The organism is Streptomyces rimosus subsp. rimosus (assembly GCF_000720725.1).
GTDB lineage: Bacteria > Actinomycetota > Actinomycetes > Streptomycetales > Streptomycetaceae > Streptomyces > Streptomyces rimosus_A.
Genome location: NZ_JOCQ01000034.1, coordinates 65715 through 92168, shown reverse-complemented (window position 1 = coordinate 92168; position 26454 = coordinate 65715). Strand labels below are relative to the sequence as shown.

23 protein-coding genes are annotated in these 26454 nt (G+C 72.7%); 13 read left to right on the top strand and 10 right to left on the bottom strand.

Annotated features, from left to right (window positions below; genetic code table 11):
- Entirely contained in the window at nt 1–1470 is a 1470-nt protein-coding gene (locus IH45_RS0119260; protein ID WP_030669444.1) for an NCS2 family permease, read from the top strand.
- A gap of 30 nt (nt 1471–1500) precedes the next feature.
- Here IH45_RS0119260 and IH45_RS1000000146625 read toward each other — a convergent pair whose 3' ends face one another.
- Nucleotides 1501–1689: a ribbon-helix-helix protein, CopG family gene (locus IH45_RS1000000146625; protein ID WP_078897657.1), complete on the bottom strand. Its 189-nt coding sequence runs from the start codon at nt 1687–1689 to the stop codon at nt 1501–1503.
- A 130-nt stretch (nt 1690–1819) separates the two neighbouring features.
- Here IH45_RS1000000146625 and IH45_RS0119250 point away from each other — a divergent pair, with 130 nt between their 5' ends.
- From IH45_RS0119250 to thpR, 3 genes are all read left to right on the top strand, one after another.
- The gene (locus tag IH45_RS0119250) at nt 1820–2269 is read left to right on the top strand and encodes a MarR family winged helix-turn-helix transcriptional regulator (RefSeq protein ID WP_030669441.1); all 450 of its coding nucleotides are present in this window, start codon (nt 1820–1822) and stop codon (nt 2267–2269) included.
- A 28-nt stretch (nt 2270–2297) separates the two neighbouring features.
- Nucleotides 2298–3698 carry an MFS transporter gene (locus tag IH45_RS0119245; protein WP_030669438.1) on the top strand — a complete coding sequence of 467 codons (1401 nt, stop codon included), beginning with the start codon at nt 2298–2300 and terminating at the stop codon, nt 3696–3698.
- A 114-nt stretch (nt 3699–3812) separates the two neighbouring features.
- On the top strand, nt 3813–4379 hold the full coding sequence (gene thpR, locus IH45_RS0119240; RefSeq protein ID WP_030669435.1) for an RNA 2',3'-cyclic phosphodiesterase: 567 nt from the start codon (nt 3813–3815) through the stop codon (nt 4377–4379).
- Nucleotides 4380–4546: 167 nt separating this feature from the next.
- Here the strand turns inward: thpR and IH45_RS0119230 are convergent, their stop codons facing one another.
- Both IH45_RS0119230 and IH45_RS0119225 read right to left on the bottom strand, forming a co-directional pair.
- Complete coding sequence (locus tag IH45_RS0119230; RefSeq protein WP_030669433.1) at nt 4547–5545, bottom strand: aldo/keto reductase; 999 nt, start codon at nt 5543–5545, stop codon at nt 4547–4549.
- 61 nt (nt 5546–5606) lie between these two features.
- Nucleotides 5607–6296 (bottom strand): GDSL-type esterase/lipase family protein, encoded by a 690-nt coding sequence (locus IH45_RS0119225; protein WP_030669429.1) that lies wholly within the window; start codon nt 6294–6296, stop codon nt 5607–5609.
- Between the two features lie 154 nt (nt 6297–6450).
- Between IH45_RS0119225 and IH45_RS0119220 the strand changes: the two genes are divergently transcribed.
- Nucleotides 6451–7455, top strand: a complete 1005-nt coding sequence (locus IH45_RS0119220) for a WD40 repeat domain-containing protein (protein WP_030669425.1) — start codon at nt 6451–6453, stop codon at nt 7453–7455.
- 31 nt (nt 7456–7486) lie between these two features.
- On the opposite strand, the gene IH45_RS0119215 is transcribed toward IH45_RS0119220, so the two are convergent.
- Complete coding sequence (locus IH45_RS0119215) at nt 7487–8254, bottom strand: TetR/AcrR family transcriptional regulator (RefSeq protein ID WP_030669423.1); 768 nt, start codon at nt 8252–8254, stop codon at nt 7487–7489.
- A 133-nt stretch (nt 8255–8387) separates the two neighbouring features.
- Between IH45_RS0119215 and IH45_RS0119210 the strand changes: the two genes are divergently transcribed.
- Together IH45_RS0119210 and IH45_RS0119205 are read left to right on the top strand one after the other, a co-directional pair.
- Nucleotides 8388–9401, top strand: a complete 1014-nt coding sequence (locus tag IH45_RS0119210; protein WP_030669421.1) for a daunorubicin resistance protein DrrA family ABC transporter ATP-binding protein — start codon at nt 8388–8390, stop codon at nt 9399–9401.
- Nucleotides 9398–10219: an ABC transporter permease gene (locus tag IH45_RS0119205; protein WP_030669418.1), complete on the top strand. Its 822-nt coding sequence runs from the start codon at nt 9398–9400 to the stop codon at nt 10217–10219. The genes IH45_RS0119210 and IH45_RS0119205 overlap by 4 nt, the downstream gene beginning before the upstream one ends.
- Before the next feature lie 79 nt (nt 10220–10298).
- Here IH45_RS0119205 and serC read toward each other — a convergent pair whose 3' ends face one another.
- Nucleotides 10299–11417, bottom strand: a complete 1119-nt coding sequence (gene serC / locus IH45_RS0119200) for a phosphoserine transaminase (RefSeq protein ID WP_030669415.1) — start codon at nt 11415–11417, stop codon at nt 10299–10301.
- Nucleotides 11418–11434: 17 nt separating this feature from the next.
- Nucleotides 11435–12514 (bottom strand): helix-turn-helix transcriptional regulator, encoded by a 1080-nt coding sequence (locus IH45_RS0119195; RefSeq protein ID WP_030669412.1) that lies wholly within the window; start codon nt 12512–12514, stop codon nt 11435–11437.
- Between the two features lie 74 nt (nt 12515–12588).
- On the opposite strand from IH45_RS0119195, the gene IH45_RS0119190 reads away from it, so the two are divergent.
- Both IH45_RS0119190 and IH45_RS0119185 read left to right on the top strand, forming a co-directional pair.
- On the top strand, nt 12589–13947 hold the full coding sequence (locus IH45_RS0119190) for an FAD-binding oxidoreductase (RefSeq protein WP_030669410.1): 1359 nt from the start codon (nt 12589–12591) through the stop codon (nt 13945–13947).
- A 51-nt stretch (nt 13948–13998) separates the two neighbouring features.
- Nucleotides 13999–16893: an FAD-binding and (Fe-S)-binding domain-containing protein gene (locus IH45_RS0119185; RefSeq protein ID WP_050514978.1), complete on the top strand. Its 2895-nt coding sequence runs from the start codon at nt 13999–14001 to the stop codon at nt 16891–16893.
- A 9-nt stretch (nt 16894–16902) separates the two neighbouring features.
- Here the strand turns inward: IH45_RS0119185 and IH45_RS0119180 are convergent, their stop codons facing one another.
- Complete coding sequence (locus tag IH45_RS0119180) at nt 16903–17763, bottom strand: LysR family transcriptional regulator (protein ID WP_030669404.1); 861 nt, start codon at nt 17761–17763, stop codon at nt 16903–16905.
- Nucleotides 17764–17832: 69 nt separating this feature from the next.
- Here IH45_RS0119180 and IH45_RS0119175 point away from each other — a divergent pair, with 69 nt between their 5' ends.
- Nucleotides 17833–18840, top strand: a complete 1008-nt coding sequence (locus IH45_RS0119175; RefSeq protein ID WP_107058676.1) for an EamA family transporter — start codon at nt 17833–17835, stop codon at nt 18838–18840.
- Nucleotides 18841–18876: 36 nt separating this feature from the next.
- On the opposite strand, the gene IH45_RS0119170 is transcribed toward IH45_RS0119175, so the two are convergent.
- The 3 genes from IH45_RS0119170 to IH45_RS0119160 are packed head-to-tail and all read right to left on the bottom strand — an operon-like array spanning nt 18877 to nt 21517.
- Nucleotides 18877–19629 (bottom strand): ABC transporter ATP-binding protein, encoded by a 753-nt coding sequence (locus tag IH45_RS0119170; RefSeq protein WP_030669396.1) that lies wholly within the window; start codon nt 19627–19629, stop codon nt 18877–18879.
- On the bottom strand, nt 19626–20228 hold the full coding sequence (locus IH45_RS0119165; protein ID WP_158813141.1) for a hypothetical protein: 603 nt from the start codon (nt 20226–20228) through the stop codon (nt 19626–19628). The genes IH45_RS0119170 and IH45_RS0119165 overlap by 4 nt, the downstream gene beginning before the upstream one ends.
- The gene (locus tag IH45_RS0119160) at nt 20225–21517 is read right to left on the bottom strand and encodes a hypothetical protein (protein WP_050514976.1); all 1293 of its coding nucleotides are present in this window, start codon (nt 21515–21517) and stop codon (nt 20225–20227) included. The genes IH45_RS0119165 and IH45_RS0119160 overlap by 4 nt, the downstream gene beginning before the upstream one ends.
- An 824-nt stretch (nt 21518–22341) precedes the next feature.
- On the opposite strand from IH45_RS0119160, the gene IH45_RS0119155 reads away from it, so the two are divergent.
- Genes IH45_RS0119155 through IH45_RS0119145 form a run of 3 tightly spaced genes read left to right on the top strand, consistent with a single transcriptional unit; the run spans nt 22342 to nt 26452 of the window.
- Complete coding sequence (locus IH45_RS0119155; protein ID WP_030669388.1) at nt 22342–23148, top strand: TIGR03084 family metal-binding protein; 807 nt, start codon at nt 22342–22344, stop codon at nt 23146–23148.
- Entirely contained in the window at nt 23145–24857 is a 1713-nt protein-coding gene (locus IH45_RS0119150) for an acyclic terpene utilization AtuA family protein (RefSeq protein ID WP_030669385.1), read from the top strand. The genes IH45_RS0119155 and IH45_RS0119150 overlap by 4 nt, the downstream gene beginning before the upstream one ends.
- A complete protein-coding gene (locus tag IH45_RS0119145; RefSeq protein ID WP_030669382.1) occupies nt 24854–26452 on the top strand; it encodes an acyl-CoA carboxylase subunit beta in 1599 nt (532 codons plus the stop codon). Before IH45_RS0119150 ends, IH45_RS0119145 begins: the two co-directional genes overlap by 4 nt.
- Nucleotides 26453–26454: the final 2 nt, after the last annotated feature.

The following is a 26454-nucleotide window of genomic DNA, read 5'->3' as shown; positions in this document are numbered from 1 at the left end:
ATGTCCCCCTCGGCCACCACGCCGGTCGACGCCGTCCAGAGCCCAGGCCCGCAGCCGCCGAAGAACGGTCTCGACCGGTTCTTCAAGATCTCCGAGCGGGGATCCACGGTCTCCCGCGAGCTGCGCGGCGGTCTCGCCACCTTCTTCGCCATGGCGTACATCGTCGTGCTGAATCCGATCATCCTCGGCGCCGGCCAGGACAAGTTCGGGCACCACCTCGACAACGGCCAGCTGGTCACCGCCACCGCCCTGATGGCGGGCCTGTCCACGCTCCTGATGGGCGTCATCGGCAATGTGCCGATCGCCGTCGCCGCGGGCCTCGGCATCAACGCCGTCGTCTCCCTCCAGCTCGCCCCCAAGATGAGCTGGCCGGACGCGATGGGCATGGTCGTGCTGGCCGGTCTGGTGCTGATGATCCTGGTCGCCTCCGGCCTGCGGCAGCGGGTCATGGACGCCATCCCGAACGGGCTGCGGCGCGCCATCGCGATCGGCATCGGCCTGTTCATCTCGCTGGTCGGCCTGGTCGACGCGGGCTTCGTCACCCGCAACCCGGACGCCGCGCACACCACCGTGCCGCTGACGCTGGGCCAGGGCGGCCAGCTCCAGGGCTGGCCGGTGCTGGTCTTCGTCGTCGGCCTGGCGCTGATGTTCCTGCTGACGGTGCGGAAGACCAAGGGCGCGATCCTGATCGGCATGGTCGTGATGGCGGTCGTCGCGATCATCATCAACGCCGTCGCCGAGATCCCCGACGCGAGCTGGGGCCTGGCCGTACCGAACGTGCCGGACAGCCTCGTCGGCGCCCCGGACTTCGGCCTGATCGGTCAGATCAGCCTGTTCGGCGGCTTCAAGGAGGTCGGCCTGCTGACCGGCTGCCTCTTCGTCTTCACCGTGCTGCTGTCCGGCTTCTTCGACGCGATGGGCACGATCATCGGCGTCGGCGAGGAGGCCGGGCTGACCGACGAGAACGGCAGCCTGCCGGGCATGGGCCGCATCCTGATGGTGGACGGCATCGCCGTCGCGGCCGGCGGTGTCGGCTCGGCCTCGGCCAACACCTGCTTCGTGGAGTCCACCGCGGGCGTCGGCGAGGGCGCCCGTACGGGCCTGGCGAACGTCGTGACCGGCGGGCTCTTCCTGCTGGCGCTGGTCTTCACACCGCTGGCGACGGTCGTCCCGTCGCAGGCCGCGACGCCCGCCCTGCTGGTCGTCGGCTTCCTGATCATGTCGGCCAACGTCCGGGAGATCGACTGGAGCGACTTCACCGTCGCCGTCCCGGCGTTCCTGACGATCATCTCGATGCCGTTCACCTACAGCATCACCAACGGCATCGGCATGGGCGTGCTGGCCTTCATCCTGCTGCGGTCGGCGACCGGCCGCTTCAAGGAGATCCCCTGGCTGCTGAACGCCGTGGGCCTGGCCTTCCTCGTCTACTTCCTGCTCAACCCGATCGAGCAGGCGCTGGGCGTCCGGTGACGCCCGGCCGGTCCGTACGGAGGGACCGGCTCACAGCGGCGGGGCGGCGTAGAACCGCTCCGTCCGGTCCACCGACAGCTTGAAACGTTCGTCGAAGTCCTCGCGGATGAGCGTCCGGGTCACATAGTCCTGGACGCTCATTCCGCGTTTTGCGGCGTGCTGCCGAAGGCGCTCCAGCAGTTCCCCGTCCATGCGCAGGCTGAGCACTCCCGATCCCATACCGCAACGGTCCTCTCACGCCCTGGTCAGGCGGGTCACTTTCCGCTGCGTCCTCACTCGGAAGGGTGACGCGGAAGGGTGCGCCTGTACGGGCTTTCATTAGAGAGGGTAATGAGTTATGCTAACGAACATGCCGGAACTGTCCCTTGGCGACGACGCTGCCGCCGACGCCGACGCCGTGAACGCATTGCGGTCCGCCGTGATGCGGCTCTCCCGCCGACTCAAACACCAGCGGGTCGACGAGTCGCTCAGCCCGACCGAGATGTCGGTGCTCGGCACCCTCGCCCGGTGCGGCCACGCCACCCCCGGCGAGCTGGCGCGCAAGGAGCACGTCCAGCCGCCGTCGATGACCCGCATCGTGGCGATGCTGGAGGCCAAGGGCCTGGTCCGGCTCGAACCGCACCCCGACGACCGCCGGCAGAAGGTCGTCACCCAGACCGAACAGGCCGAGGCGATGCTCGAAGAGAGCCGCCGCAAGCGCAACGCGTGGCTGGCCGAGCTGGCCTCCGGGCTGGACGAGGACGAGTGGGCCGCTCTGCGGACCGCCGCACCCGTACTGGAGAAGCTCGCCCAGCTGTAGAACCGAAAGCCGAGGAGGCGAACCCACTTTGAGTACGGGATCCGGAGCAGACTCCGCCCCCGCACCGATACCCAACGACTCCACCGACGCCGCGACCGCGCCCCGCGCAGGCTCCCCGGGCACCGCCGCCGAGCCGCGCGGGGGGATGTTCCGTTCGCTGCGCGTCCGCAACTACCGGCTGTTCGCCACCGGACAGGTCGTCTCCAACACCGGCACCTGGATGCAGCGCATCGCCCAGGACTGGCTGGTGGTCAGCATCACCGGCTCCTCCGCCGCCGTCGGCATCACCACCGCGCTCCAGTTCCTGCCCATGCTGCTCTTCGGGCTGTACGGGGGCGTGATCGCCGACCGGGTCTCCAAGCGCAAGCTGCTGCTGATCACCCAGGCCTCGATGGGCCTGACCGGCCTGGCGCTGGCCGTACTGACCCTCAGCGGGCACGTCGCGGTCTGGCACGTCTACCTGATGGCCTTCGTACTCGGCCTGATCACCGTCGTCGACAACCCGGCGCGCCAGGCGTTCGTCGTCGAGATGGTCGGCCCGGACGACCTGCGCAACGCCGTCAGCCTGAACTCGGCCAACTTCCAGTCGGCCCGGCTGATCGGCCCCGCGGTGGCCGGTGCGCTGATCACCTCCCTCGGCAGCGGCTGGGCCTTCCTCCTGAACGGCCTGTCCTTCCTCGCGCCGCTGGCCGGCCTGCTGCTGATGCGCACCCGCGAACTGCACAAGGTCGACCGCGCCCCACGCGGCAAGGGCCAGCTGCGGGAGGGCGTGCGCTACGTCGCGGGCCACCCCGAGCTGATCTGGCCGATCGTCCTGGTCGGCTTCATCGGCACCTTCGGCTTCAACTTCCCTATCTGGCTGACCGCCTTCGCCGACAAGGTCTTCCACGGCGGTGCCGGCATGTACGCCTGGTTCAACGGGCTGATGGCGGCCGGTTCACTGGCGGGCGCGCTGCTCGCGGCCCGGCGCAGCACCTCGCGGCTGCGGCTGCTGGTGGGCGCGGCGCTGCTGTTCGGCGTGCTGGAGATGGCCGCGGCCCTCTCCCCGGCCGTCTGGATCTTCGGCGCGCTGCTGATCGCCATCGGCGTGGTCGGCCTGACGATCAACGTCACGGCCAACTCCAGCGTGCAGATGGCGACCGATCCGCTGATGCGGGGGCGGGTGATGAGCCTGTTCATGATGGTCTTCATGGGCGGCACGCCGCTCGGCGCGCCCATCGTCGGCTGGGTCACCGACGCGTACGGCGCCCGCCTCGGCTTCCTCGCGGGCGGCCTGATCTCCGCGCTGGCGGCGGCCGGGGTCGGCCTGATGCTGACCCGCGCGGGCGGTCTGCGCGTACGGATCGACCTGCGGCGCGGCCACCAGCACGTACGGTTCGTGCCACGGCAGCGGGACAGCGAACCGGAGCGGCTGGCGGCGGCTGCCTGATACGCCCGTACGGGGCCGGGACCGCGTGCGTACGGCGGTCCCGTCCCCTACGGCCCTCGGCCACGCGATCCCCGCCCCCGCCAGGCCCACGCCCCCGTACGCGACACTGACCGCATGAGACTCTTCGCCGCAGCGCTCCCGCCCGAGTCCGCCGTCGAGGAACTCGCGGCCCGGGTGCGCGGGCTGCGGCGGCTGCCCGGCGCCGACCGGCTGCGCTGGACCGGGCGGGCCGGCTGGCACTTCACGCTCGCCTTCTACGGCGAGGTGCCCGATACCGTCCTCCCCGATCTGCGCGAGCGGCTGGCGCGGGCGGCCCGTCGGTACGAGCCGATCCCGCTGCGCCTCAAGGGCGGCGGGCGCTTCGCCGACCGGGTGGTCTGGGCCGGGGCCGACGGCGGCCTGCCGGCCCTGCGGAAGCTGGCGGACTCGGCGAACGCGGCCGCCCGCCGGGCCGGGGTGGAGATGTCCGGCCACCGCGCGTACACCCCGCACCTGACCGTCGCGCGCAACCGCGGCGGCACCCTCGACCTGGACCCGTTCGTCCAGGCCCTGAAGGACTTCGAGGGCGAAGCCTGGACCGTACGGGAGCTGGCGCTCGTCCGCAGCCACCTGCCGGCCGGCGGGGTGCCGGGCGAGCAGCCCCGGTACGAGACGGTGGCCGCCTGGCCGCTGGGCCGCTGAGCCTGGCCGCGGGCGTTCCGGCCGGGCCGGTTACGCTCGAAGGGTGGATCCCAAAACCCGTAACCGGATCATGTCCGGCCTGTTCGCCGTGCTGCTCGTCGTCGTGATCGTGGCGGCCGCCCTGCGCTGATCGCGTACGGACGGCCGCCCCCGCCGGGGACCTCAGCTCACCAGGCGAACGCCTCCGGTGACGGCCCCGGCCCCGGGAAGATCTCTTCGAGCGAGGCCAGCAGCTCCTCCGACAGCTTCAGCTCCACGGCGCGCAGCGCCGAGTCGAGCTGCTCCGGCGTGCGCGGCCCGACGATCGGCCCCGTCACCCCGGGCCGGGTGAGCAGCCAGGCCAGCGCGACCTCGCCCGGCTGCAGACCGTGCTTGTCGAGCAGGTCCTCGTACGCCTCGATCTGCGCCCGGATCGCGGAGTTCGCCAGCGCGCCGGCCGAGCGGCCCCCGTTCGTACGGGACCCGCCGCCCTCGCGCTCCTTGCGCACGGCGCCGCCGAGCAGGCCGCCGTGCAGCGGCGACCACGGGATGACACCCAGCCCGTACGACTCGGCCGCCGGGATCACCTCCATCTCGGCGCGCCGCTCGGCGAGGTTGTACAGGCACTGCTCGCTGACCAGCCCGAGCGAACCGCGGCGCGCGGCGGTCTCGTTGGCCTGCGCGATGTGCCAGCCCGCGTGGTTGGAGGATCCGGCGTACAGGATCTTGCCCTGCTGTACCAGGACGTCGACGGCCTGCCAGATCTCGTCCCACGGCGTGTGCCGGTCCACGTGGTGGAACTGGTAGAGGTCGATGTGGTCGGTGTTCAGGCGCTTGAGGCTGGCGTCCACCGCGCGCCGGATGTTCAGCGCGGAGAGCCGGTCGTGGTTGGGCCAGACCTGCTCGCCGTCGCCGCCCATGTTGCCGTAGACCTTGGTGGCCAGCACGGTCCTGTCGCGGCGGCCGCCGCCCTGGGCGAACCAGGAGCCGACGATCTCCTCCGTGCGGCCCTTGTTGTCGCCCCATCCGTAGACGTTGGCGGTGTCGAAGAGGTTGACGCCCGCAGCAAGCGCGGCGTCCATGATGGCGTGGCTGTCGGCCTCGTCCGTCTGGGGTCCGAAGTTCATGGTCCCCAGAACGATGCGGCTGACCTTGAGTCCGGTGCGTCCGAGCTGCTCATACTCCATGGCCTTTAGCCAACGCCTTGGAGCGCGCTCGAATCAAGACGCGGGCCGCGACCCGTGCCTCTCAGGTCCCTGTTTCCCCGTACGGACCGCCCACGCCCCACGCCTGGTGCATGGCGTCCGCGAAGGCCGCCGCGAGCAGGTGCTCGCCGGACGCGGAGGGGTGCGTTCCGTCGTAGGTGTCCCGGTCCAGGTCGTACTCCGCCGGGTGGGAGGCCAGCAGCAGCGGTGAGGCGGGGGTGGACAGGTCCGCGACCGCCTTGGCCAGCAGTTCGTTGAAGCGTTCGCACTCGGCGGCGAAGGGGGCGTCGCACAGGGCCCGGGTGTTCGGGATGACGGGCAGCAGTACGGCGCGTACGGACGCGCGGGCGGCCCGTGCCTCGGCGACGAAGCGGCGCACGTTCGCGGCGGTCTGCTCCGCGTTCGTGTAGAACCCGAGGTCTATCAGGCCGAGCGAGACCAGCAGGGTGTCGGCCTTGGACGTCCGCACGGCCTCGCCGATCAGCGGCGCCATGTGGCACCACCCTTCGCCCCACCCGGCGAGGTGCCGCCGCGCGTTCTCGGGGAAGTCCGGGTCCCGGTAGGCGTACGAGACCGGCGCGTCGGCGGCCGTGTCGTACAGCGTGCTGCGCGGCCCGACGATGCGGTACGGACCGCCGAAGGTCCGGTTCAGGTGCTGCCACATGCGGTAGCGCCAGGTGAAGTCCCCGGCACTGCCGATCGTCATCGAGTCGCCGACGAACATCACGCGCATACGGCCTCCCGGCCCGCCGGCCCGGGGGCGCCGGAGGGCGCAGTCGGGGTGCTCATGCGGAGATCATAGAAAGCCGTGGGGCAGGCGGCCGGGGCCGGGCCTCCCGCCCGCCCGGCGCCGCGGACCGGCCGCCCCGAAGTGGCAAGCTGACCCCATGCGTTCGCTACTGTGCGCGGCCGGGGCCGCGGGGATACTGCTGTTCGCCGCGGCCGGGCCGGTGGCGGCCGACGACGGAGGGGGCGGCGAGGGGTTCACGATCACCGACCCGCGGATCAAGGAATCCAGCGGCCTGGCGGCCAGCCGGGCGCACCCGGGGGTGTACTGGACCCACAACGACAGCGACGACGGCCCGTACGTCTACGCCGTGGACGCGCGCACCGGCCGTACGGTCGCCACCGTCACCCTGCGCGGCATCGGCGAACCGCGTGACGTGGAGGCGGTCTCGGTCGGCCCGGACGGCAACGTGTACGTCGGCGACATCGGTGACAACCGCGGCGGCACCTGGAACCACGTCTGGATCTACCGCTTCCCGGAGCCGGAGCGGCTGCGCGACCAGACCGTCACGGCGGCGCAGCTCACCGTCACGTACGACGAGGGCCCGCGCGACGCCGAGGCGATGATGGTCCATCCCAGGACCGGCCGGGTCTACATCGCCAGCAAGAAGAAGAGCGGCGGCGCCGCCCTGTACGAGGGCCCGGAACGCCTGTCGTCGCGCGGCACGAACACCTTCCGCCGGATCGCGGCCATCGACCAGTGGGTGACCGACGGCGCGTTCTCCCCGGACGGCACACGGCTGGTGCTGCGCGGCTACCTCGGCGCGGAGATGTACCGCTGGGAGCGCGGCCGCCCGAAGGACATTGGAAGCGTGGGCGTACCCCTTCAGATGCAGGGCGAGTCCGTCAGCTTCACCCCCGACGGCCGCACGCTGCTGTTCGGCTCGGAGGGCAAGGCCAGCCGCGTACAGCCGGTGGGGCTGAGCGGAGATCAGCTGCCGGGGGCGGCGAAGGCGTCCGATGGAAAGGGCGACGGCACGGGCGACACCGGCAACCCGAACGAGAACGGCCCCGGCAAGAACCGCAACCTGCTGCTGGCGGCGGTGACGTTCGGGGTGGCGACGGTGGTGGTGTTGGGGGTGCGGAGGATGTTCCGGCGGCGGTGAAGGCCGGCCGAGCTCCGGCAGCTCTCCGCCTTCAGCCACCCCGCCTTTCGATGTAAGCCGCGATGCCGTCCAGCAGCCGCCCGAGCCCCAGCTCGAACAGCGCGTCGCCCTCGTCGCCCTCGTCGTCGAACGCGAAGGTGTCCTCGGACAGCTGGGCCAGGTGCGGGTAGCGGCCGCTCTCCATCGCCTGGACGAGGAAGGGGCCCTGGATCTTCCACCATTCCTCGTCGGTGATGCCGGTGCGTTTCTCGGCCAGGGCCGAGTTCAGGCGGGTGCGTGCCGCGCCTGCGACGTAGCCCTCCACGATCATCAGCAGCCGGATCTTCTCCGGGTCGCGCAGGGCGACGCCGGACAGACCGCGGATGGTGTACTCCAGCGCGTTGACCGAGTTGGGGCCCAGGAGTGGGCGCGTCTGGTCGACCTGGAGCAGCCAGGGGTGCCGGTGGTGGAGCTGCCAGCTGCCGCGCGCGACGGTTTCCAGGACGGTGCGCCAGCCGGCCTCGGGGCCGGGGAACTCGGCGGGGTCGAACGCGGCGATCCTGTCGAGCATCAGGTCCAGCAGCTCGCCCTTGCCCGGGAGGTAGCGGTAGAGCGACATGGTGCCGACGCCCAGCTCGGCGGCGACCCGGCGCATCGACACCGCGCCGATTCCCTCGGCGTCCGCGACCGTGACCGCGGCGCCGACGATCCGGTCGAGGGTCAGGCCGGGCTTGGGGCCGCGGGTGGGGCGCTCGCCGGTGCCCCAGAGCAGCTCCATGCTGCGTGCCGCGTCACCGCTGCCGCTGTGTTCTGTCGTCATGGTGCGGCCAGTCTATGCCGCCGCCCGAAAACTGGGTACGCCGTACGCGGTCATCGGGTACGGTGGTCCGCGTTACTGGGTACGGCGTACCCGATTTCGGGGCGCGGGGCGAACGGGGAGGACGGGACAGCGCATGAACACACCCGAAGTGGCCGTGTTGGCGGAGGGGCTGGCGAAGCGGTACGGGGACAAGCGGGCGCTCGACGGCTTCGACCTGGCCGTACGGCGCGGCACCGTGCAGGGCCTGCTCGGACCGAACGGGGCGGGCAAGACCACGGCCGTTCGGATTCTGGCGACGCTGCTGCGGCTGGACGGCGGGCGGGCGGTCGTCGCCGGGCACGACGTGGCGCGCGAGCCGCACGCCGTACGCAGGCGGATCGGCCTGACCGGGCAGTACGCCGCCGTGGACGAGATCCTGACGGGGCGGCAGAACCTGGAGATGTTCGGGCGGCTGTTCCACCTGGACGGGCGGCGGGCACGGGCCCGCGCCGGCGAGCTGCTGGAGCGGTTCGGGCTGGCCGACGCGGCCGGAAAGCAGGTCAGGCACTACAGCGGCGGCATGCGGCGCCGCCTGGACCTGGCGTCGAGTGTCCTGCTCGCGCCCGAGGTGCTGTTCCTGGACGAGCCGACCACCGGGCTCGACCCGCGCAGCCGCAACGAGGTCTGGGAGACCGTACGGGACCTGGTCGCGGGCGGTACGACCGTCCTGCTCACCACGCAGTACCTCGACGAGGCCGACCAGCTGGCCGACCGGATCGCCGTCATCGACCACGGCCGGACCGTCGCGGAGGACACTCCGGACGGCCTCAAGCACGGCATCGGCGGCGACCGCGTCCAGGTGGTGCTGCGCGAGGCCGCCGAACTGCCGCGGGCGGCGGGGATCGTGGCGCGGGTGGCGGCGGACGGCGCGGCCCCGGACACGGACGTGGCGGAACGGCGGGTCGGTGTGCCGGTGACGGACGGTGTGGCGGCGCTGACCGAGGTGGCGCGGGCGCTGAAGGACGCGGGGATCGGCGTGGCGGACATCGGGCTGCGGCGGCCGACGTTGGACGAGGTGTTCCTGCGGCTGACGGGGCATCGTACGGCGGCGGAGGAGACGGGCGGGGCAGGAACCGGCCGTACGTACGGGACGGAGGCCGCCGCATGAGCGCCCCCACGGCCCGCGCCGCTGCCGAGCGGCGCCTGTACTGGGCCTTCGCCGACTGCTGGACCATCGTCCGCCGGGACCTGACGCACCTCGTCAAGCAGCCTGCCAACATCGCCTGGCAGCTGGGCTTCCCGATCGTCTCCGTCCTGCTCTTCGTCTATGTCTTCGGCAGCGCGATGGACGTCGGCGGCGAGGGCTCCTACCGGGACTACGCGATGCCCGGGATGTTCGCCATGACGATGGCGTTCGGCTTCATGAACACCGCGATGCTGGTCGCGGTCGACAAGGACCGGGGCGTGACCGACCGCTTCCGTTCGATGCCGATGGCGCGGTCGGCGGTGGTCAGCGGGCGGGGCGTCTCGGACGTGTTCGGTGCGGCGCTGGACCTGGCGGTGCTGGCGCTGATCGCCGTGGTCGTCGGCTGGCGTTCGGACGGCGGCCCGCTCGCCACGCTGGCCGCGTTCGCCCTGCTGCTGCACCTGCGCTTCGCCCTCATCTGGGTGGGGGTGCTGCTGGGCCTGCTGGTGCCCAACCAGGAGGCGGCGGGCGGGCTGTTCGCGCTGGCCTTCCCGTTCGGCATGATCTCCAGCGTCTTCACGCCGCCGTCGATGATGCCGGACTGGCTCGGCGCGATCGCGATGTGGAACCCGGTCTCCTCGACGGCGAACGCGATCCGTGAGCTGTTCGGGCAGCCCGGCACGACCGGCGACAGCTGGATCGAACAGCACGCCCTGCTGATGGCGGTGGTCTGGCCGATCGCCCTGACCGCCGTCTTCCTGCCGCTGGCCGTACGCCGCTTCCAGCGCCTGAGCCGCTGAGCGGGCGCTCGGGCACAGCACGACGGCCGGGCCCGGCGGGTGCGTCCCGCCGGGCCCGGCCGTATGGAGCCCGGTGCCCCTAGAGCTTGTCGATCACGTAGTCGATGCAGGCGGTCAGCGCCTCGACATCGGCCGGGTCGATCGCCGGGAACATCGCCACCCGCAGCTGGTTGCGGCCCAGCTTGCGGTACGGCTCGGTGTCCACGATGCCGTTGGCGCGCAGCGTCTTGGCGACGGCCGCCGCGTCGATCTCGTCGTCGAAGTCGATGGTGCCGATGACCTGGGAGCGCTTGGCCGCGTCGGTGACGAACGGCGTCGCGTACTTGGACTCCTCGGCCCACCCGTACAGCGTGCGCGAGGAGGTCGCGGTGCGGCGCACGGCCCAGTCCAGGCCGCCCTGGCCGTTGATCCACTCCAGCTGCTCGTTGAGCAGGAAGAGGGTGGACAGGGCCGGGGTGTTGTACGTCTGGTTCTTCAGCGAGTTGTCGATCGCGGTCGGCAGCGAGAAGAACTCCGGGATGTGCCGTCCCGAGGCGTGGATGGTGCGGGCGCGCTCCAGGGCGGCGGGGGAGAAGACGCCGATCCACAGGCCGCCGTCGGAGGCGAAGGACTTCTGCGGCGCGAAGTAGTAGACGTCGGTCTCCGCGATGTCCACGGGCAGGCCGCCCGCGCCGGAGGTGGCGTCCACCAGGACGAGCGAGCCGGCGTCCGCGCCCGCCACCCGCTTGATCGGGGCGGCGACACCGGTCGAGGTCTCGTTGTGGGTGAAGGCGTAGACGTCCACGCCCTCCTCCGCCTTCGGCTCCGGGTGGCTGCCCGGGTCGGCGGAGACCAGCGTGGGCTCGGCCAGCCACGGCGCCAGCTTGGCGGCCTTGGCGAACTTCGAGGAGAACTCGCCGAAGGTGAGGTGCTGGGACCTGTTCTCGATCAGGCCGTGGGTCGCGATGTCCCAGAAGGCGGTGGAGCCGCCGTTGCCGAGGACGACCTCGTAGCCCTCGGGCAGCTGGAACAGCTCGCGCACGCCGTCGCGGACCTTGCCGACCAGGTTCTTGACCGGAGCCTGGCGGTGGGACGTGCCGAGCAGGGAACGTCCGGTGGCGGCGAGGGCGTCGAGCGCCTCCGTACGCACCTTGGAGGGGCCCGCGCCGAAGCGACCGTCGGCGGGCTTGATGTCAGCGGGAATCTGGATATCAGCCACGGGCGAAGCGTAATCCGTCAGGGGGCCGGCGCAGGACCGGGGTCCACCGGGTGAGACGGATCGGACACCGTTGCCGGACCGCTGTCCCCCTGCTGGGCCTCCGCTTCCCGGCCCGCCCCCTGATGGCTCTCCGTCCGGCCGGCGTCCGCATACAGACCGGTCACCGATGCCGCCGCCCGCGCCAGCTCCGCCCGCGCCTCCGCCGGTCCCAGCACCTCGACCGTCGTGGCGAACTGCAACAGCTGGCGCACCGCGCGCCGTTCTTCCAGCGCCAGTTCGACCGTCACCCACGTACCGCCGGTGTCGCGCGGCGGCTCCACCAGTGCGGGCCCCATGATCCGTACGAACAGGTCCAGCCGGGACCGCAGCACCCGCGCCGTCACCCGCAGCCCCGCCGGCCGGTCCTCCACCTGCCGCCGCAGCGCCTCCCACGCGTCCGCCAGCTCCACGCCGTCCCGGCGCCGCACCGGCGTGTCGAGCATCGTGGCCGCGGCCACCCGGTCGGCCCGGAACAGCTGGGCGCGCCGCCGCCGGTCGGCGACGAGGTACCAGGTCCCGGCCTTGGAGACGAGCCCGTACGGATCGACGGTGTACGTACGGGTACGGGTCTCGCCGCTGTGCCGGTAGCGGATGCGCAGCCGCCGGTCGGCGAAGACCGCGGTGTGCAGCGTGTCCAGGTCGACCGCGGGCTGGGGCGCGGACAGCCAGCGCCCGGGATCGACCAGGATGCGGCGGCTGGTCAGCTCGGCCGCAGGGCGGTGCGGCGCGGGCAGCGCGGCCATCACCTTGCGCAGCGCGGACCCGAGCGCGTCGTCCAGCCCCAGCGCCTGGTGCGCGCCCTCGGCGGCCAGCACGAACAGCGCCCGCGCCTCGTCGGTGGTCAGCCCGGTCACGTCCGTACGGAATCCCGGCAGCAGCGCGATGCCGCCGTGCCGCCCGCGCTCGGCGTACACCGGTACCCCGGCCGTGGACAGCGACTCGATGTCGCGGTAGATCGTCCGGACGGACACCTCCAGCCGCTCGGCCAGCTCGGCGGCGGGGACCCGGCCGCGGGTTTGGAGGAGCAGCAGGATGGAGAGGAGGCGGTCGGATTTCACGCGGTCCAGTCTTCCGGAAAACCCGGCAGAAAACCTGACGGAAAGTGTCAAGTTATCGCGGGAGAGTCCCGGCCATGAACTTCACCCAGGACACCGTTCCCGCAGCTTCCCCCACCCTCGCCGACCTGACGGGCCAGGTCACCGGCGTCGTCCTCGTCCCCGGAGACGACGGCTACGACGCGGAGCGCTCCGGCTACCAGACCGGGTACCGGCACCGCCCGTCGGTGATCGTCGGAGCGGCCTCGGCAGCCGATGTCGTGGCGGCGGTGTGCTACGCCCGTGCCCACGGCCTGCCGGTGTCCGTGCAGTCGACCGGGCACGGCCTCGCGGCGGCGACCGACGGGGGTTTGCTGATCAGCACCCGCCGGATGGACGAGGTACGCATCGACGCGGAAGCCCGCACCGCGTGGGCCGGTGCGGGTGCGCTCTGTGGCAAGGCGATCGAGGAAGCCGCGCCGTACGGGCTGGCGCCGGTGCACGGGTCGTCGCCCGGGGTGAGCGTCGCCGGGTTCACGCTCGGCGGCGGACTGGGCATCCTGGGGCGGGAGTTCGGATACGCGTCCGATCACGTCCGGGCGGTGGAACTGGTCACCGCCGACGGGGAGCTGCGCCGGGTTTCCGAGGCACGCGACCCGGACCTGTTCCGGGCGCTGCGCGGCGGCGGCCACGGGCTGGGCGTGGTGACCGGCCTGGAGTTCGGGCTGGTGCCGGTGGCGCGGGTGTACGGCGGGCAACTGGTCTTCGGCGCCGACCTGCTGGACGAGGCGCTGGCCGCGTACCTGGCCTGGACCGAGGACCTGCCCGCCACGCTGACCTCGTCGATGGGGCTGATCGCGTACCCGGACGTGCCGGCGATGCCCGGCCATCTGCGCGGGCGCCACCTCGCCCACATCCGGATCGCGTACACGGGTACGGCGGAGGACGGCGAGCGGCTGGTCGCGCCGCTGCGCGCGGTCGGGCCCCGGGTGACCGACACGTTGCGCGACATGCCGTACACCGAGTCGCAGACCATCCACCAGGATCCCACCACGCCGCACGCCTATGACGGCGACAGCGTGCTGCTCAGCGGCCTGGACGCGGACGCGCTGCGCGCGGTGGCCGCGCTGACCGGCCCGGACGCCCCGATGATGACCGTGGTGCAGCTCAACCACCTCGGTGGCGCGCTCGCGGAGGGCGGCGGCTCAGTCGGCCACCGGGACGCACGCTACCTGGTGCGCCTGCTGTCACTGCTGGACGATACGGATGTGGCGGCCGTCCGGGCGCTGCACGCGGAGGTCCGCGGGGTGCTGGCGCCCTGGGCGGTCGGCCGCAGCGTCAACTTCCTGTTCGGTGATCACGGTGACGCGGTGGCCGACGCGTACGAGGAGCCGGTGCGGCGGCGGCTGGCCGGTGCCAAGGCCGCGTACGACCCGGAGAACGTGTTCCGGGCGTAGTCGCGGGCAGCGGGTGGGGAGCGCCCCCGGCCGAGTGGGCAGGCTGGGGGCATGGCTGATCGTACGGAGACGCGCGGGGCGCGGGACGGGACGCGCGAACTGGCCCGGGAGCTGGCCCGGGAGCTGGCGGACGCGGTGCGCGGCGAGGTCTCGGCCGCCGCCGGGGACCGGGCGCTGATGACCATGGACGCGTCCAACTACCGCCGGGTGCCACAGGCGGTGGTCGCGCCACGGGACGCCGAGGACGTGGCCGCCGCGCTGCGGGTGTGCCGGGAGCGCGGCGTGCCGGTGGTGCCGCGCGGCGGTGGCACGAGCATCGCCGGGCAGGCCACCGGCCTCGGCGTGGTGCTGGACTTCACCCGGCATCTGCGGCGGATCGTGACGCTGGATCCCGAGGCCGCCACGGCGGTCGTCCAGCCGGGTGTGGTCCTCGACGACCTGCGGGCGGCGGCCGCCGCGCACGGCCTGACCTTCGGCCCGGACCCGTCCACGCACAGCCGCTGCACCCTCGGCGGCATGATCGGCAACAACTCCTGCGGCTCGCACTCGGTGGCCTGGGGCACCACCGCCGACAGCGTGCGCGAGCTGGAGGTGCTGACGTACGGGGGCGAGCGGCTGCGCGCCGGGCGCGGGACGGCGGCCCTGGACGCGCTTCCGCGGCGGCTGCGGGACGGCGTACGCACGCTGGTGAACGGCGACTTGGCCCTCCTGCGCACCGGCTACCCCGGCCTCCCGCGCCGCATCTCCGGTTACGCGCTGGACGCCCTGCTCCCCGAGCAGGGCACCGACCTGGCGCGGGCGCTCACCGGAAGCGAAGGCACCCTCGGCGTGCTGACCGAGGCCACGGTTGCGCTGGTCAGGCCGCCCGCCGCCAAGGTGCTGGCGGTACTCGGCTACGAGGACGAGAGCGCGGCGGCCGAGGCGGCGCACACGCTGCTGCCGTACCAGCCGCTGACCGTCGAGGGCATGGCCGCCGACCTGGTGGGCAGCGCGGCGGGCCTGCCCAAGGGCGGCGCCTGGCTGTTCGTCGAGATGGGCGGCGACGACCCGGGAGAGGCGCTGGCGCGCGCCGAGGACCTGTGCCGGGGCGCGGGCGCGGCCACGACCGACCACACCGTCGTCACCGACCCGGCACGGCAGCGCGCCCTGTGGCGGGTGCGCGAGGACGCGTCCGGCACCGCGACCCGGATGCCGGACGGTTCGGAGGCGTGGCCGGGCTGGGAGGACTGCGCGGTGCCGCCCGCGCGCCTCGGCGCCTACCTGCGCGACTTCCGCTCCCTGCTGTCCCAGCACGGCCTGCGCGGCACACCGTACGGGCACTTCGGCGACGGCTGCATCCACGTCCGTATCGACTTCGACCTGTTGACCGCGCCCGGTGTCCGCCGGTTCCGGGAGTTCTCCGGCGACCTGGCGGAACTGGTCGTGGCGCACGGCGGCTCGCTCTCCGGCGAGCACGGCGACGGCCAGGCCCGCGCCGAACTGCTGCCGAAGATGTACGGACCCGAACTGGTCGGCCTCTTCGGCCGTTTCAAGGACCTGTGGGACCCGGCGGGCGGCCTGAACCCCGGCATGCTCGTCCGGCCGGACCGGATGGACGACAACCTGCGCTTCGCGCCGCTGCCGAAGCGCCCGGTGGACGTGGAGTTCGGCTATCCGCACGACGGCGGTGACTTCTCGGCGGCCGTACGCCGCTGCGTCGGCGTCGCCAAGTGCCGTAACGCCGCCCCCGGCCCCTCGGCCGTCATGTGCCCGTCGTACCGCGCCACCGGCGAGGAGCGGCACTCCACCCGGGGGCGCGCCCGGCTGCTGCACGAGATGCTGGCGGGCGAGGTGGTCACCGACGGCTGGCGTTCCGAGGAGGTACGGGACGCGCTGGACCTGTGCCTGTCCTGCAAGGGCTGCCGCAGCGACTGCCCGGTGGGCGTGGACATGGCCACGTACAAGGCCGAGTTCCTGCACCACCACTACGCCGGGCGGCTGCGCCCCGCCGCGCACTACTCGATGGGCCGCCTGCCGCGCTGGCTGCGCACCGCGGCCCCGGTCGCGCCGCTGCTCAACGCGCTGGCCCGGACCCCGCTGGCGGGCGCGGCCAAGCGCCTCGGCGGCATCGCGCCGCAGCGGCCGATCCCGGAGCTGGCCACCGAGCCGTTCGTACGGTGGTGGGCGAAGCGGACGCCCGCACCGGCCCCGGCAGGACCGGCGCTCCTGCTGTGGCCGGACACCTTCACCAACTACCTCGCACCCGAGGTCGGCCGCGCCGCCGTCCACGTCCTGGAGGCCGCCGGGCTGGCCGTCCGCCTGCCTTCGGCGCAGCGCCGCCGCCCCCTGTGCTGCGGCCTGACCTACGTCTCCACCGGCCAGCTCGACCAGGCGCGCACGGTCATGCGCCGTACGGTGGACGCGCTCGACCCGCTGCTCACCGACGGCACCCCGCTGACCGTCCTCGAACCGAGCTGCGCGGCGGCCCTGCGCACCGACCTGCCCGAGCTGCTGCCCGACGACCCGCGCGCGGCGCGGCTGGCCGCCTCCGTACGCACCTTCGCGCAGACCCTGGAAGAGCGGGCGCCCGACTGGGAGCCCCCGCGCCTCGACCGCCCGGCCGTCGGCCAGACCCACTGCCACCAGCACGCCGTCCTGGGCGAGGCGGCCGAACAGCGCCTGCGCGAGCGGGCCGGGCTGGCGGGCGGCCTCAGCGGTGGCTGCTGCGGCCTGGCCGGGAACTTCGGCTTCGAACGCGGCCACTACGAGGTGTCCGTGGCCTGCGCGGAAGAACAGCTCCTGCCGTCCGTACGGGAAGCGGCGCCCGGCACGGAGGTGCTCGCGGACGGCTTCTCCTGCCGTACTCAGATCGGCCAGCTCACCGACCGGCGGGCCCGGCACCTGGCCGAGGTCCTGGCCGAAGCACTGGCGGAAGGCCCGGCCGAGGCGCTGCCGGGCGAGGGGTGAGGCGGGCGCTCACGGCGCCTCACCGAAGACCTCGTGCGCCAGCGCCACCAGGTCGGGTACGGCCGGGTGTCCCGGTCCCGCGCGGCGGACGAGGTGCACGGCGACGGCCGGGGCGCCGCGGAGGGGGACGTACCGCACGCCGTGGTGCGGATGCACCTCCGCGGTGGCCGAGGAGGTGACGCCGAAGCAGCGGCCGGCGGCGATGGCGGCCAGCCAGTCGTCGGTGTTGGTGATCGGCACGGTCGCGGCGGGCCGCGCGTCCGCCGGCCACAGGTCCGGGGTGGTGACGCCGGAGACGGTGTTGAGCGCGAGGGTGCGCCCGGCGAGGTCCGCGAGGGTCAGTGAGCGGCGCCGGGCCAGTGGTTCGTCGGCGGGCAGGGCCGCCACCCGCGGCTCGGTGCCGAGCCGGTCGGCCACCAGGCCCTCCTCCCGGAGCTCGCCGCGCAGCAGCGCCGCGTCCACGTCCCCGCGCAGCAGACCCGCCGTGCGGTCGTCGATCCGGCGCAGCTCCAGCGCGGTGCCGGGGTGCCGCTCGTGCCAGCGGCGCAGCAGGGGCGTGGTGTACGGGCCGGCGGCGGACCAGGCATGGCCGAGGAGCAGTGGCCGGGGCGCCGGGCGGGCGTGGGCCAGGGCGTCGTCGAAGGCGGTGACGGCGGCCCGGGCCCGTACGCGGAAGGCGCGGCCCTCCGGCGTCAGCTCCAGGTGATGGGTGGACCGGTCGGCGAGCCGGGTGCCGGTCTCCTGCTCCAGCTGCCGCAGGGCGCGGGAGACGGCGGGCTGGCTGAGGTGCAGCCGCTCCGCGGCGCGGGTCACGCTGAGCGTGTCGGCAACGGCCAGAAAACAGCGGAGGTGCCGCAGCTCGATGGTCATGCGGGCGGAGCATAACAGCAGGTGGAAATCGCATTTCACGGCGCGCACGGCGGGCCGTAGCGTGGGCGTGTGAACGAGTCGCACCACGAGTCCAGCACCCCGCTCCCCGCCGGCCAGGCACAAGGCCCGTCCGGCGGCCCGTCCGGCGGCACCGCCGCCGGCCTGCCGCCCGTACCCCCCGTCCCCGAGCCGGTCCCGGCCTCCCCGGAGGTCCGCGCCGCGGAGCGGGACGCGGCGGGGAGCGGGCGCCTGGTCTCCGTGGCGCTGGTGATCGGCGGCATCATCTCGCTCCAGTTCGGCGCCTCGGTCGCGGTGCTGCTCTTCCCGCGGGCTGGTGCGCTCGGCGTGGTCACGCTCCGCCTGGTCGTCGCCGCGCTCGTCCTGATGATCGCCTGCCGCCCGAGGATGCGCGGCTACTCGCGGGGCGACTGGGCCACGATCATCGCCTTCGGTGTCGCCCTGGTCGGCATGAACTCGCTCTTCTACGAGGCCATCGACCGCATCCCGCTGGGCGCCGCCGTCACGCTGGAGTTCATGGGCCCGCTGATCCTCTCGGTGGTCACCTCCCGGCGGGCGCTGAGCCTGGTGTGGGCGGCGCTCGCGCTGGGCGGCGTCGTGCTGCTCGGCCGCGAGGGCTTCGACGGGCTGGACCCGCTCGGCGCCGTGCTCGCCCTGTCGGCGGGCGCGCTGTGGGCCGCGTACATCCTGCTCTCGTCCCGTACGGGCCAGCGCTTCCCGCAGGCGGACGGCCTGGCCCTGGCCATGTCGGTGGCCGCGCTGCTGAGCCTGCCGATCGGCATCTCCAGCGCCGGTACGGCCCTGCTGGACCCGGTCACGATCGGCCTGGGCGCCGCCGTCGCGCTGCTGTCCTCGGTCACGCCGTACACCCTCGAACTGCTCGCCCTCCGCAAGCTCCCGGCCTCCGGCTTCGCCGTAATGATGAGCCTGGAGCCGGCCGCCGGCGCGCTCGCCGGGTTCCTGGTGCTGCACCAGTCGCTCGGCTGGGCGGAGATGGTGGCGATCGGGCTGGTGGTGCTGGCGAGTGTGGGGGCGGTGCGGAGTACGAGCAACGGCTAGCGTGCGGTATCCCCTGACGGGGTGCCTCGTGATGCGTCACAGTGACATGTCACCGCTGGCGGCCTCCACGAGGGCGCTATAGGCAGCTTCGGCGGCGCGCCCGGGCGGGGTGTCGGCCGGGGCGCGGGCGAGGAACGCCCGGGTGGGCCCGCTGTGGGCGATACCGCCTTGCACCAGGACGGTGACGTGGTCGGCTTCCTCGGCGAGGTCGGCGACGTCGTGAGTGGACATGAGTACGCGGACACCGGAGCGGGTGACCTGGTTCAACAGGTCGCGGAAGACGCGGCGCTGACGCGGGTCCATGCCGGCGGTCGGCTCGTCCAGGAGGAGTACGCGGGCGTCGTGGACGAGTGCCCCGGCCACGCCGAGACGTCGGAGCTGGCCGCCCGACAGCTCCGTCGTCTTCGTGCCGGCCCGGTCACTCAAGCCGACGGCATCCAGTGCCTGGGCTGCCTTTCCCCAAGCGGTCCTGCTCGACATGCCTTTGAGCCAGCCGCAGTAGGCGACCTGTTCGCGTGCGGTCAGGCCGTGCATCGCTGTGATGGACTGCGGCATCCAGGCGACGGTTCGCCGGTAGGCGGCGGTCCCCGCGCGCAGTCCGTCGAGGGACACGTTCCCGCTCTCCGGGCGGGTGACGGAAGCCGCGAGACGCAACAGTGTCGACTTGCCTGCTCCGTTGGCGCCGAGCAGCACGGTCAGGCCGTCCGGGAGCCGGTAGGTGAGGCCGTTCAGCACTGGTGGGCGACGGCGGCCGTAGCGGTAGGTGCAGTCGGACAGTTCCAGGGTCATAAGGACCTCCGGGTCGAGCGTGCCAGCACGGCCAGGCCGGCGGCGAGGGTCAGTGTGGTGACGGCCAGGGAGGGCACCGACGTCGCGGGGTGGCCGACGATCGTCCAGCGGTACAGAGCGCTGTCGGGAGCGAAGCCGAAGAAGACGACGACGGCCAGCCAGGCGGGCCCGGTCATCACGGCGCCCTGGCCGAGCACGGGCCGCAGACACAGCATGAGGCCGACCAGGAAGCACGTGTCACGGCCTGCGGCGACGGCCGCCGCCGAATCAGCGGCCGCGGCGAGCACCGCGGCGACCGCCACAGCCACGACGCCCGTGGCAGCGGCCAGAGCCGTATCGGTCAGCCGTACCGACCGTACCGCGATGGCCTCGGCTTCCGGCAGCCGGTTGTCGAGGCACCAGCCCAGGGCCGCGACGACGGGTACCGGCGCGAACAACAGCAACTGCACGGGCACCGATACGGCGGACAGGAGAGACAGAAGGGGCACCGCAACACCCTGCTGAGTGGCAGCCACCAGCGCGGCGAAGGCGGCCAGCGCCATGCCCAGGACCCACAGACGGCGGGCCCTGGCCCACCACCACACACCGCACCGGGTCATGGCGAGCCTGCTGGGCAGGCGGCGCGCAGCGTCGCCCGGTACCACGTCGCCTGTTCGTCCTCGGGCAGCGTCCGGGCCTTGAGGTAGGCCTGTTCGGCCCGGTCCCGTACGGCCATCTCATCGGGTGCGCCCGTGCTGTTGGTGACGACATCCTTGCGTAGGTCGCGCTGGGTTCCGGTGAGGCCGGTCGCCCACAGTGTCGCGGCCAGCATCCGTGCCGGGTCGGGACGCAGGCACGGGGGAACGACGGCTGCCACGGTGACCGCGTAGCGCAGCTGGCCTTCCCGCGCTGCGGCGGTGAGCGGCGGCCGCCAGGTGCGCGCCGTGGAGGGCCGCTCGCCCGCCTGGCGCCCCTGGGTGAGGCTGTCACTGACCAGCGCGGGGGCGAGTCCGACTCCCGCGGCGCCGAACGCTTTGATCACCTCGGACACTTCGCGTTGCGCCGGCTTCAGGACGCCACCCAGCGTCCGCGGAACGCACACCCGTGGTGCGCTGCCGGAACAGGCCATGGGCGCCTGGTCGGCCAGGAGAGGCGGGGTGTAGCCCCAGTCAGCGGCCATCGCACATGCGGTCCCGCTGCCGGCGGCGATCACCGCGAGAGCCAGGACCATACGCAGGACGGCCTTGCCCAGGCGCGCCCACCCCAGGGCGAGCGCCAGCGCGATGCTGCCGGTCAGCAGGACATGAGGGAGCAGCACCCGGTACGGGACGGCTTCCCCGAGCATCAACTTGTTGAAGAACGCGCCGGAGACGTTGCGCAGCCACGCAGGATCGAGGGTGACGCTGTAACTGACCACCACCCATACGCCGATGGCCAGCACCGGAGCGGCGATGGCCTTGGGCACCCGTTGCCCGACGGCGAAACCGATCACGGCGTGCGCCAGGCACATCACCATGGCCAGCCACACCGGCCGCAGGCTCGGCCCGGTGGGCCACACCCCGTAGTCGACGAGGGCCACGACGACCGGAAGGATCACGGTCAGCCAGCCCAGAACAACCACCGGCCACAACGCGCCGACGGCGATCCGGTACCGACTGCGGGCTGGAGCCAGCCGCCAGACACCCGCTTCCTTCAACCTGCCGCCCTCCCACGCCGCCAGCGCCGCGACGGCCGCGTAGGCGAAGGCATAGGCCGCATACAAAGGCGCGGAGACGACTGTGGGGGCGTACTCGTACACCTCTCCCACCGGTTTGCCGGCACCGCCGATGTAGTAAAGCAGCGGAATAGCCGCGACGAATGGTGCCGCCCACAGTGCGCTACTGGTACGGACCCGGCTCCAGAGCCGCACTCAACCTCCTTGTGCCCGCGGCCGACGGGGCGAATCGCCCTGGCCTCGTACCAATACGGGCTCCAGTCGTAACTGACCGATTGATCAGCCCCGTATGCCGCCGCCTCGCTCGGAGTTGTTCACTCCGCGATGCGGCCCTTATATGCCGACGCGGTTATGAAGTGGTCGAATGCTGAGAATGCCGGTCATCCGTGACGCTGCACGTTCCTTATGCGGAATGCCTCTCGGTCACGTGCGACCTGGGCAAGTTCAGGTGGCTATCGCGCGGACAGAAGTCGGCCAAGGGTGCCTTGTGCGGTGGGCTCCGGGATTCTCCCGAGCGGGCTGCCGAGGTGTTGACTTGCCGGTGCCTCGGGAATCGTCGGCCCTTGCAACCGGGGCCGGGGTCACCGTTCGACCTTCAAATGATTCCAAGACCTGCCGTCCGCTGTCTCAATGAGTTTCCGAACGCTCCGGTCGACCTGCCCCCCGGTGAGATGCGGCGTAACCGCGTTCGATTCCAAATCTTGGCATGAGCGGAAGGGGGAAATGAAGAAGATCAGGGTGCGTCTTTGATTGTGGCCGAATCTCGATCACGCCCGTGGCTGGCGCTGAACTGTGCGTCCGCTGAACTGTGCGTGACTCGGGGGCGGTGTGGCGCTTCCGGGCTCGGCGTCTCGAACGCTTCGGCTCTGAGGTACCCGCAAGGTGACCCCGCGTCCCTCCGGGAAAAATCATGCAGGCGTGCTTGATTGTTTCTCCCCGCGCTGCCACGCTCGGTACCCGCACCGCATCAGCCAACGTGCCCTGCCCGTACGGCAGATGGCCGACGAGGGGAGTGCCGCGTGTCCGACGCCGACGCCGTACCGGCAGTACTGGCGGACCTGAGGGATGAAGGGGACGCGCTCGACGCGCTGGTCGGCGGGCTGGCGCCGGGGCGGTGGGCGGAGCCGACACCGGCCGCGGGCTGGACGATCGCCCACCAGATCGGGCACCTCGCCTGGACCGACCGGCAGGCCCTGCTGTCCGCCACCGACCCCGCCGCTTTCGAGAAAGCGGCCCAGCGGGCCCTTGCCTCACCCGCGACCTTCGTCGACGAGGGCGCGCGACAGGAAGCGCAGGCGCCGCCCGAGCAGCTGCTCGCCCGCTGGCGGGCGGTCCGGGGCGAGCTGTACGAGGCCCTGGCCACCCGGACCACGCGGGACAAGATGCCGTGGTTCGCGACATCGATGAGCACCGCCTCCATGGCCACGGGGCGGCTGATGGAGACCTGGGCGCACGGCCAGGACATCGCCGACACGCTGGGCGTACGGCGGGAGCCCACCGCGCGGCTGCGGCACGTGGCCCGCATCGGCGTGCGCGCGCGGGACTTCGCGTACGTGGCCAACGGGCTCCCCGCTCCGGCCGAGGAGTTCCGCGTCGAACTGCGCGCCCCCGGCGGCGGCACCTGGACGTACGGCCCGGAGGGCGCGGCGCAGCGGGTGACCGGCGATGCCCTGGGCTTCTGCCTGCTGGTGACGCAGCGCGCACACCGCGACGACGTGGACGTACGGGCCGACGGCGCGGACGCGGACCGCTGGCTGGACATCGCCCAGGCGTTCGCCGGGCCGCCCGGCAAGGGGAGGGAGCCGGGCGGGCGGGGCGCCCGGTGACCGGCGGCGGCGTGCTGCGCGTCGGCAACGCCTCCGGCTTCTACGGCGACCGCTTCGACGCCGTACGCGAGATGCTGACCGGCGGCCCGCTCGACATCCTCACCGGCGACTACCTCGCCGAACTGACCATGCTCATCCTCGGCCGCGACCGCCTCAAGGATCCCGCGCGCGGCTATGCGAAGACGTTTCTGCGGCAGTTGGAGGACACCCTCGGCCTGGCCGTCGAGCGCGGCGTGCGCATCGTCACCAACGCCGGGGGCCTCAACCCCGCCGGACTCGCGGACTCCATACGGGCGCTGGCCGACCGGATCGGCGTCCCGGTCCGGGTGGCGCACGTGGAGGGCGACGACCTCATGCCCCGGTACGCCGGCCGCGAGGGCGTACTGACCGCCAACGCCTATCTCGGCGGCGAGGGCATCACCGCGTGCCTGCGCGCCGGCGCCGACGTGGTGGTGACCGGCCGGGTCACCGACGCCGCCCTGGTCAGCGGGGCCGCGGCGGCCCACTTCGGCTGGGCGTCCACGGACCACGACCGGCTGGCGGGCGCGGTTGTCGCGGGCCACGTCCTGGAGTGCGGCACCCAGGCCACCGGCGGCAACTACTCCTTCTTCACCGACCACGACGCCAACACCCTGCGCCATCCCGGCTTCCCCCTCGCCGAGATCGCCGCCGACGGCTCCTCGGTGATCACCAAGCACCCGGGCACGGGCGGCGCGGTCACCGTCGGCACCGTCACCGCCCAGCTCCTCTACGAGACGGCCGGCGCGCGCTACGCGGGCCCGGACGTGACGGCGCGGCTGGACACCGTACGGCTGACTCAGGACGGCACCGACCGGGTCCGTATCGACGGCGTACGCGGCGAGGCCCCGCCGCCGACGCTGAAAGTGGGCCTGACCCGCCTCGGCGGCTGGCGCAACGCGGTCACGTTCGTGCTGACCGGCCTCGACATCGAGGCCAAGGCCGCCCTCGTACGGGAGCAGATGGAGGCGGCCTTCGACGCGGCCGAGCGCCGCCCGGCCTCCGCGGAATGGACGCTGGCGCGGACCGACCACCCGGACGCCGCCGTACAGGAGGAGGCGAGCGCCCTGCTGCGGCTGGTCGTGCGGGACGCCGACCAGGACGCGGTGGGGAGGGTGGTGAGTGGGGCGGCTGTCGAGCTGGCGCTCGGGAGCGTTCCCGGCTTTCACATGACGGCGCCGCCGGGCAAGGGCGAGCCGTACGGGATCTTTGAAGCGGAGTACGTGGCCGCCGCGGACGTACCGCACATCGCCGTACTCCCGGACGGCAGCCGCACCGAACTGCCCCCACCTGCGGAAACCCGTGAGTTCACACCGCTCGCCGAGCCTCCGCTCCCCGAACCGCCCACCCATGACGGCACGTTCCGCCGTGCGCCCCTCGGCCTGGTCGCCGGTGCCCGCAGCGGCGACAAGGGCGGCTCGGCCAACGTCGGCGTCTGGGCCCGTACGGACGCCGCCTGGCGCTGGCTGGCCCACGAGCTGACCGCCGACCGCCTGCGCGAACTCCTCCCCGAGGCCGCCGGCCTGCCCGTCACCCGCCACGTCCTGCCCAACCTGCGCTCCCTCAACTTCGTGATCGACGGCCTGCTCGGCGCGGGCGTCGCCGCGCAGGCCCGCTTCGACCCGCAGGCCAAGGCCGTGGGGGAGTGGCTGCGCGCCCGCCACCTGGACATACCGGAGGTACTGCTGTGACCGTGCTCGGCAGCCGACTGGACCCGGCAGGGCCCGAGTACGCGGCTCACCGGGAGGCGATGCTCGCCAGGCTCACCGAGATCGAGGCCGAACACGCCAAGGCCCTCGGCGGGGGCGGCCCGAAGTACGTCGAGCGGCACCGGAGGCGCGGCAAGCTGCTCGCCCGTGAGCGCATCGAGCTGCTTCTGGACCCCGACACTCCGTTCCTCGAACTGTCGCCGCTGGCCGCCTGGGGGAGCGACTATCCGGTGGGCGCCTCGCTGGTCACCGGCATCGGCGTCATCGAGGGCGTGGAGTGCCTGGTCACGGCCAGCGACCCGACCGTACGGGGTGGGGCCAGCAACCCCTGGACGCTGAAGAAGGCGCTGCGCGCCAACGAGATCGCTTTTGCCAACCGGCTGCCCGTCGTCTCCCTGGTCGAGTCCGGCGGCGCGGACCTGCCCAGCCAGAAGGAGATCTTCATTCCGGGCGGGGCGCTGTTCAAGGACATCACGCGGCTGTCGGCCGCGGGCATCCCCACCGTGGCCGTGGTCTTCGGCAATTCGACTGCCGGCGGCGCGTACATCCCGGGCATGTCCGACCACGTGATCATGGTCAAGGAGCGGGCGAAGGTCTTCCTCGGCGGTCCGCCGCTGGTCAAGATGGCCACCGGCGAGGAGAGCGACGACGAGTCGCTGGGCGGCGCCGAGATGCACGCCCGTACGTCCGGACTCGCCGACCACTTCGCCGTGGACGAGCCGGACGCGCTTCGCCAGGCCCGGCGGGTCGTCGCCCGTCTCAACTGGCGGAAGGCGCACAAAGACCCGGGCCCGGCCGAATTGCCCAAGTACGACGAGGACGAACTGCTCGGCATCGTCCCCGGCGACCTCAAGGCCCCCTTCGACCCGCGCGAGGTCATCGCCCGCATCGTGGACGGCTCGGACTATGACGAGTTCAAGCCGCTGTACGGGCCTTCGCTGACGACGGGCTGGGCCCGGCTGCACGGCTATCCCGTAGGCATCCTCGCCAATGCCCGAGGCGTGCTGTTCAGCGCGGAGTCGCAGAAGGCCGCGCAGTTCATCCAGCTCGCCAACCAGCGCGACATCCCGCTGGTCTTCCTGCACAACACCACCGGCTACATGGTCGGCAAGGAGTACGAGCAGGGCGGCATCATCAAGCACGGCGCCCAGATGATCAACGCGGTGTCCAACTCGACGGTCCCCCACCTGTCCGTCCTGATGGGCGCCTCGTACGGCGCCGGGCACTACGGCATGTGCGGCCGCGCCTACGACCCGCGCTTCCTGTTCGCCTGGCCCAGCGCCAAGTCCGCCGTGATGGGCCCGCAGCAGCTCGCCGGGGTGCTGTCGATCGTCGCCCGCGCCTCCGCCGCGGCCAAGGGGCAGCCGTACGACGACGAGGCGGACGCCGGGCTGCGCGCCATGGTGGAGCAGCAGATCGAGTCCGAGTCGCTGCCGATGTTCCTGTCCGGGCGCCTGTACGACGACGGCGTCATCGACCCGCGCGACACCCGAACCGTCCTCGGCCTGTGCCTGTCCGCCGTCCACACCGCGCCCGTCGAGGGCGCGCGCGGCGGCTTCGGCGTCTTCCGGATGTGAGG